The sequence below is a fragment of the Thalassobacterium maritimum genome (assembly GCF_031127805.1).
Classification (GTDB): Bacteria; Verrucomicrobiota; Verrucomicrobiia; order Opitutales; family Coraliomargaritaceae; genus Thalassobacterium; species Thalassobacterium maritimum.
The window spans coordinates 35,642-42,892 of the sequence record NZ_JARXHW010000037.1 but is presented as its reverse complement, the minus strand read 5'-3'; the positions used below and the strand labels follow the sequence as shown (position 1 = coordinate 42,892).

4 protein-coding genes are annotated in these 7,251 nt (G+C 51.9%); all 4 read right to left on the bottom strand.

Annotated elements, in window-relative coordinates:
* Positions 1-123: 123 nt before the first annotated feature.
* Entirely contained in the window at positions 124-1,962 is a 1,839-nt protein-coding gene (locus QEH52_RS14300; RefSeq protein ID WP_308951338.1) for an ABC transporter substrate-binding protein, read from the bottom strand.
* Between the two features lie 18 nt (positions 1,963-1,980).
* Positions 1,981-2,889: a tetratricopeptide repeat protein gene (locus tag QEH52_RS14295; RefSeq protein ID WP_308951337.1), complete on the bottom strand. Its 909-nt coding sequence runs from the start codon at positions 2,887-2,889 to the stop codon at positions 1,981-1,983.
* 170 nt (positions 2,890-3,059) lie between these two features.
* Positions 3,060-3,935 carry a hypothetical protein gene (locus QEH52_RS14290; RefSeq protein ID WP_308951335.1) on the bottom strand — a complete coding sequence of 292 codons (876 nt, stop codon included), beginning with the start codon at positions 3,933-3,935 and terminating at the stop codon, positions 3,060-3,062.
* Positions 3,936-4,288: 353 nt separating this feature from the next.
* Entirely contained in the window at positions 4,289-7,240 is a 2,952-nt protein-coding gene (locus QEH52_RS14285; RefSeq protein ID WP_308951333.1) for a glycoside hydrolase family 16 protein, read from the bottom strand.
* Positions 7,241-7,251 lie beyond the last annotated feature (11 nt).

Here is a 7,251-nt window from a genome sequence, read left to right as displayed (position 1 = left end):
AAGAGCTTACTCTTTTGAAAGAGCTTGGCACGCATTTTACCCTTGGCATGAGCGTCAGGCACAGGGATCGGAGGAACGTCGGATTGAATGGGCATCTAGAGATATGCTGTTAGAAAGTATGTATTAATACGATGGATACTCTTCTTCGGGGTAGAGCTCATGCCACCAGCGCTCGACATGAGCACCTTCGCCTTGAGTCAGGCCGATATAGAAAAGTGCACGTTCGCGTTGGCCTGCGCTTTCGGAGCCAAGTTCTACATTTAAGCGTTCGACGGATAATGTGCGGTCATTGGCGCGCGTGTTATCGACCGCATCTTGTTTGGCTTTGAGCCAAGCTCTGCGGGTGCCGATTTTCGGATTATTGAGTACCTCGGCCATACGGGCTTTAAACTCTGCGGCTTCAATGTCGCCCGTCAGATACAGTTTCATACTGTGACCGTATGCATTACGAATTGAGGCCGGTGCGTCGTAGCGTTGCATGTTGAGAATAAAACTCTTAGGGAAGCCTTGCACGATCGGAATGAATGCCTGCATGGTGGCCGGCGGTTTCGCTCCGACGATCACAGGCAACCACTCGGAACGTTGATTGAAGGCTTCGTTGATTCGGTGCGAGGAAATATACTGTAAGAAGTCGAGTGCCCAATCGAAGTTAGGGCTGCGTTTATTAATGGCAAAGGGCACACCGCCCTTTGCATCGGCTTCCGTCACCCGTTCATCGATCCAATTATCCCAGCGTTCGCCAGGGGCTGCGATGAGGCTCGGGGCGACTTCGATGGGGAAGCGATCTTCAATCTTATCGCGACTATTGACGCCCTTGTAAATGCTAGAGGCATCCCAGCCGCCCGCGTAGTAAATGGCAGCCTGGCCGAGCACAAAGCGACGGCGAGCTTGCTCACGATCCAGACCGAGGAAGCCATTTGGGTAGTAACTGGTGAAGAGTTTGAGGAGTTTAAAAAACTCGAGAAATTCCGGAGAGTCGAAGTCCCATATGCCTCGTTCGTAGCCAGCGATGAACTCCATGGTGTTTAGGCTAGACCCCAGATCGAGACTGAGTGATTTCCAGTTTCTAGATAGAAATTGCTCACCGTAAATGTTGCCGATTTGGTCGAGGCCGTAGCTACTCGCCGAAATGGGTGTCAGATAAGGCTGTTGTGCCGCCTCCGCATATTGCTTTACCGCTTGGCAATAGAGCATGAATTGCCCCAGTGTTTGCGGGACCTGATCATTTTCTAGCCATGCGCGACCCGCAGCTTGCGGAATGAAGCCCTCTGTCTGCTGGGGACTGCGCCATAGTGGCTGAATCCATGCATCGTTTGCAGTGGCCGCTGCCAAAGCAAAGGATTTGACCGCTTGTAGAATTTCTAAATTATAGAAAATGCGGTACCCGCCCCAAGAGCTGATGGGGATGGTGTAGTAGTCGCTCAGTGATGGATCGTAGGCACTCTGCATGCCATCGAAGTAGGTGTCGCGCCATGGTGCATTGGCGAGGAATTGAGATAGCTCATTCGGCAAGTTGGGCACTTGATATTCGGGAGCATTGTATGGGTTGGGCTGTTCGACGTAGCTCCCTAGCGGTGTGAAGAATTTGGATAGTGCGTTGCCTTTAATGGTTGCGGTGTCTCGTTTGACTGCGATGTCAGGCGCAGTTCCACTAATCATGTGTACGTATATGAACTGATTGTAGAACTTTGAAGGCAGCGCCAGCTGTGCAATCTCGATATTGGCAGCTTGTACTTCCGGACGCGCGTTGTAGGTGTCGATGGCCCACTGCATACTCTCTCGGAAGCCCGGTTCTAATTGCCAGTGTGCGATACGAATGACGCGCTTGCCCGCTGCGTCGGCCTCGGCACTTGTATTCTCATCGGTGATGAGGTAGAAGCGGACTGCGCTGAAAATAAAGGCTCCCAGCAAGAGTGCGACTGCGATCCAATTTAGGCTAAAGTTTTTAAAAAATCGTTTCATCTATGGTGGCGCTCCGTGTTATCTGCCTAGGCGAACTTCGGCGAGTTCGGGAATGGTGATGTTTGCTTCCGGGTGTTGCTTGGCGATTTCGATGATACGCTTGCGTGCTACACTGCCGTAGACACTGCGTGGGTGTTCTTCGACGAGTTCGGTAAATGTCTCGGCGGCGGCAAGGTCTTGCTTCGCTTCTTGCTGCCAGAGCCCGAGTTGCCAGAGCGAGAGATCGGTATCAGAGCTGCGTGGGAATCCAAACTCTTTGGCAGCAGAGTAGTGTGTGATGGCGGGTTCGAGCTCATCTAGATAAAATGCATACAAATGAGCGATGTATTGCTCGATAGTTCCGATCCACTGGCTGCCTGCTTGCTCTTTGGTCAGCTTTTCCAGTAGTTGAATCGCTTGTTTCACTTGCTGTTCGTCGAAAGAGCGAGCGAGCGATTGAGCCTCCAGCAAACTCGCACGCACGGCCATTTCAGTGCCCGGGAATTTATCTTGTACTCGTTTGTAGTAGGCCTGTGCTTGTGCTGCGGCATCGTCGGCCTGACTGAACTCGGCGATTCTACCTAGGTCGATTAGGGCACTTGCTGCCAGATTGTGTTGTGGCGCTTTTTCGACTAAGGCGTGAAAGAGCACTTTGGCATCGTCGATTCCTTGCTGTGTGCTGGGAGCTTGATGCCAAGTCGCCAGTGCCAAACTATATGTCGCGAGCGGCCAGTCCAAATCCTCGGGGCTGATGTGCTGCGCATGTTCGAGTAAAATGGCATGAGCTTGATTGAAATTAAAGGCGCGCAGCTCGCTGATTCCGGTTTCGAGGGGGTCTTGTGTCGCTTCAGTTGAGCTGCTTTCGCTCTCGGGGGCACAGCCAGTCGTCCACAGCAGGGTAACTACACTGAGAATAAGGGCGCATCGTATGAGTTTGTGTGGATTCATCGTACGATGTATGCGGGGATTAGGTGTCGTTAATTTAGAGGTCATTCGATGAACTATTAGTATAGCATAGCTGCTTTGTATCTTGGTAGTCGCCAGCTGATGAAACTTATGTGTTTCTCCGACTACTAGAGCCGATGTTTTAGCCTAGACTCCGTTTTTGTTGGTGCGTTCTATTCAGAGCTGAGTTGTCCTTGGTCTTGATACATTTGCCAAAATAGAATCCAAGGGTCCAACAAGATCGTCTCTCCGTAGTCATGGACTTTAAATACGAAATGGCTGTGTTCTGCGTCACCTGACCACACGCCTGCGCCCCACGCAAATTGTTCTCCTGGTTTGAGCGGTTTGTGCTCTTGGACCGTGAGTTCCGTCATGTGGTGCGCCTGAAGGATCCACTCGGATCCATTCTTCCAGCGGTGCATGCCGCGCCAGCGATTATTGTTATGGCCCATCTCTACGCTGTTGAAGTAGTAATGATCGTCGATGTTGAAGGGCGCCCATAGTGGAGTGCCTGCAGGATGATTGATGTCCAAACCTCCATGGGCGGAAGCTCCATTATAGGCTCCTAGCCAGCAATCTTCTCCTCGATAACATTGCTCAATCTTTAATCCACCTTTAGGTAATGGGCACCAGGGATGGATTAGCTCGGGGCAAATTCGTAAGCTCGCATCCTGGATCGCAAAACGGGCATGTTTGCGGGGGCAACATTCGCCGTGTGCCTCTGTGAGGAATTCAAAGATGTCTTGCACGGCATCGAACCAGATACGTAGGCCGTCGATCTCCCATGGCTCGTAGAAGCTGCGCTGGGTGGACACCTCGCGTTCGAGGCTGTGTTCATGATCGTTGATTTTTAGCACGCATTTGAAGCTGTAATCCGTCCGTGCGGCGTGTTCTTCGACTTTTAATTGCTTTAGCGTCGTCCGTAGCACGCGTGCGGAGGTGCTGATTAGTTCGATGCGTATGATCTCTCCGGAGTGTAGTTCAAACTCCTCGATTTCGCCTCGATTCATTTCGAGTGCCGTCAGTGTATCTTTTGCTTTACGTTTCATGGCTGCTGGAAGATTGATTTTTCGGCCTAATTAGAGATGGGGGATGTACATTTTAAATAAAACAGTATAACTTATCTGCGGTGGTGATGTTAGCGTTGTGCTGTATTGCCATGTGTCATTCGCTGATCAACACTGGCACGAACCCGCATAGTTCCGATCTGTTGGGGTATCTTGCCTGCGTAGAAGCTAAGCTCTTTTTCAAATCGATATAAAGAGCTCATGGTGTCAAACGGACAAAACCTTCAGCGCTATCTGCATGATGATCGAGATTCTCGAATGATTTTATAACGAAAAAGCCGGCCACCTCGATAAGGTGACCGGCTTTGAAAAATGTCTTGTTTCCGTGCGTTTATTTAAAGGCGTTCTTTAAGCTGCCACGCGCGCACGTAATCGATCTTGAAGTAGTCCGGTAGGCTTGCGCGGTCGACGTCTTTGGTGGCCCAGCGGCCCATTTGGAGGTTCAAAATGAGATAGCTCGGGACATCAATAATCCGTTCGTTTTCCCAGACGCATTTAAGCTGTCCATCGATGTACCAACTCAATTTGCCTGGTTCCCATAGTAGGCCAAAGGTATGCCAACCATCTGGAGTGGGGCCGTAATACATGTGGCTATAGCTCCAGCTTTTGTGGTTTTGGCCATAGCCATCCCAGTGGGTCGCAACGTTATTGCGACCGCGGCCCCATTCTGTGAGGTATTCGAGAATGTCGATTTCCATGCCTTGACCGTGTGCATTGGCTGTGGTGCGACGTTCCCATTTGCCGAGGCCGCTTTCTTCGCCACGGTCGGGCATGGTCCAGAATGCAGGCCATAAACCACGTGCTTTGGGCAGCTTCATGCGAGCTTCCATGTAGCCGTAGCATTGGGTCCATTTGTCGTAAGTGGTGACTGCGCCTGAAGAATATTCGCTGGTCGGTAGCTCGGGGTCATCGTGGTGGTGGCCGGTTCTCACTTCTGCTTTGATGACCATCGCTCCATCTTCGATATAGACATTATCCGCGGTATTGCGTGCTTCGCCGGGGTGCAGGGCATCGTGGGAGAGCTTGTAATTCCAGACCTCAGGGTTGGGTGCAGTCCCTTCTTCGAAGTCCTCATCGAATGTGACGACCCAATCACCTTCAACAGGCGGGCGTGTGCCCAGCCATTCCGGTGGCGTGACAGGCGTGTTGCGATCTTCGAGAGAGGAGGTCCACGCAGCAGTAGGAGTTGATTTCGGGCTGCCAAATGCGCGTAGGTTTTTCAGTAGCAGTGTGCTGTCTTGCTTCAGGTGAGCTTGAAAGATTTGAACGCCAGAGATCTTTGTCGGATCGAGTGGATATTTGGGGCTCTCTTCCGTGCCACCGAAGTAGAGTTCGAGTGTCTTCGTCTCGCCTGGTTCAAGTGTGATTTTCTCATTGTTCCAAGGAGATTTATTTTGAGGAGTTGAGGGATTGTCCACTCGCATGGTGATGTTGCTGAGCTTACGGTCGCTGAGGTTAGTGATATCGACTTTGATACCACCAAAGGTTTCCATATTCCAGCCACCATCGGGGCAAGGGAAGGTCACGTTGGGGTAGTGTGTGCTGGAGTCGAAGTCCACCTTGAGTGCTGGCGAGCCAGTGCTCTCATCGTAGCTGACGCTAGTGTGGTTTTGACCGAGCTGTGAAAGGTCCGCTTCGGCGTGGATCTTATAGAATACACCGTCGATTGCAGGCACATTGAAGTTGGTGGAACCGGATGCACCGCCACTGCTCTTAGCCACACAGTTCAAGCTGAGTAGCTGTAAGTGTGGTGCGGTGCTGTATTTATCAGTGGCAAACAGTTTGATTTGCGTGATCTTGGATGCATCGAGCGGGAAGCCTGGAGCATTATTGTTGTTTTGACCAAAGGTCACACGCAGGTCTTTAGTCTCGCCCGGTTGTAGGGTAATCTTGCTGGTGTTCCATGGCTGGTTTTTCCAGTGACCTTTGTTATCTACGCGCAGCGTCAGGCGTAGCTTCTTGGAGCCTGCATTGTGCAGTTGTGCATTCACACCGCCAAAGTTGGAGAGATCAATCGTTTGGCCCGCTGCGAGGAAGTTGAGCCCCGGATACTGGGTGTCGGTTGCAAATTTGATGTCGACGGCCGGTGCACCTTGATGGCTACCTTTGCTCAATACCGTTCCGGTCTGCTCGATATGAATATTGTTGATGTCCGAGCTCGTCGGGTCGAAGAGCACCCCGTTTTGAACCTTCACAGCACTGCCCGTGGCAGCGTTTGCAGATTGCACAGGTTTGATTGAGAGCAAGCGCAACTGAGAGCCAGGTTTGGGAGAGAGAGCCATCAATTTGACATTGATTATCTTTGCTGGATCGAAGCCAGTGCTAGGCTTTCCGAATTTCATACCGAAAGGAACAGTCAAAGTTTTGGTGTCTCCCTTGGCAATGGTCAGCTGAGCCGTGCTCCATGGCTCGTTTTTCCAGTGGCCTGCGTTATCGATGCGTAGGCCGAGTCGGATCGACGAGTTGCCAGTGTTTTCGATCACAGCTTCCACTGCATTGTATGCAGATAGGTCCCAAGAGCCGTTGTCGCTCTCGAAGTTAATCGCGGGATACTTGCCACCTTCTGGAAAGCGCACAGTGAGTGCTTGCCCGTCGACTGATATCTGTGGGGCTTCCTCGATTTTGATACCATCGACACCTTGCGCTGGGTTGTAAATCGTGAGGCCGCCACTGCCGGTGTTGCTGCTTGTGGATGCTTGTGTAGGTTTCGCCTGGGGGGCGGCCTGTGTCGTGGCTTTGCCCACGCCCTGAATGGACTTGATCTGGATACTGCCATTTGTGGGCGGTTGGCTAACAAAGAGTTTCACCGCGCTGATCTCACTGCTGTTCAACTGGTAGGCAGGCTTCCCAAAGGATTGACCGAAGGTCACCCTCAAGCGAGTGGAATCGCCGGGCGCTAGCCACGCATTATTGCTATTCCACGGCTCGTTTTTCCAGTGGCCTTTGTTATCGACTCGCATGCCTACATTGATACGCGCACTGCCCGTATTGACGATCTCTGCTTCGAGGCCTGCGTAGGCGGAGAGGTCCCACCCGTCGGCAGGCACCGGAAGATTGATGCCCGGGTATCCGCTACCTGTGGGAAAGGCGAGCTCTAGCACTTTGGACTGGTCCAAGTCGATGATGGATACACTCGCCTTGTTTTCTGTCAGAAAACTCGAGAGCTCCGCCGATGCGGGGGCCATGACTACCGGGGATGCCGGCGTGGTGCTGGCAGCCAGTGGTAGCGTAATAGCGGTGAGTAGCGTTAATAAACGCAGATTGAAAGCTTGTTTCGTGGAGATCATATGGGGGGGGA

Bases quoted from the DNA above. Each gene is read 5' to 3' on its own strand.
- QEH52_RS14300 (WP_308951338.1), bottom strand. From the start codon at position 1,962: ATGAAACGATTTTTTAAAAACTTTAGCCTAAATTGGATCGCAGTCGCA.
- QEH52_RS14285 (WP_308951333.1), bottom strand. From the start codon at position 7,240: ATGATCTCCACGAAACAAGCTTTCAATCTGCGTTTATTAACGCTACTC.
- QEH52_RS14290 (WP_308951335.1), bottom strand. From the start codon at position 3,935: ATGAAACGTAAAGCAAAAGATACACTGACGGCACTCGAAATGAATCGA.
- QEH52_RS14295 (WP_308951337.1), bottom strand. From the start codon at position 2,889: ATGAATCCACACAAACTCATACGATGCGCCCTTATTCTCAGTGTAGTT.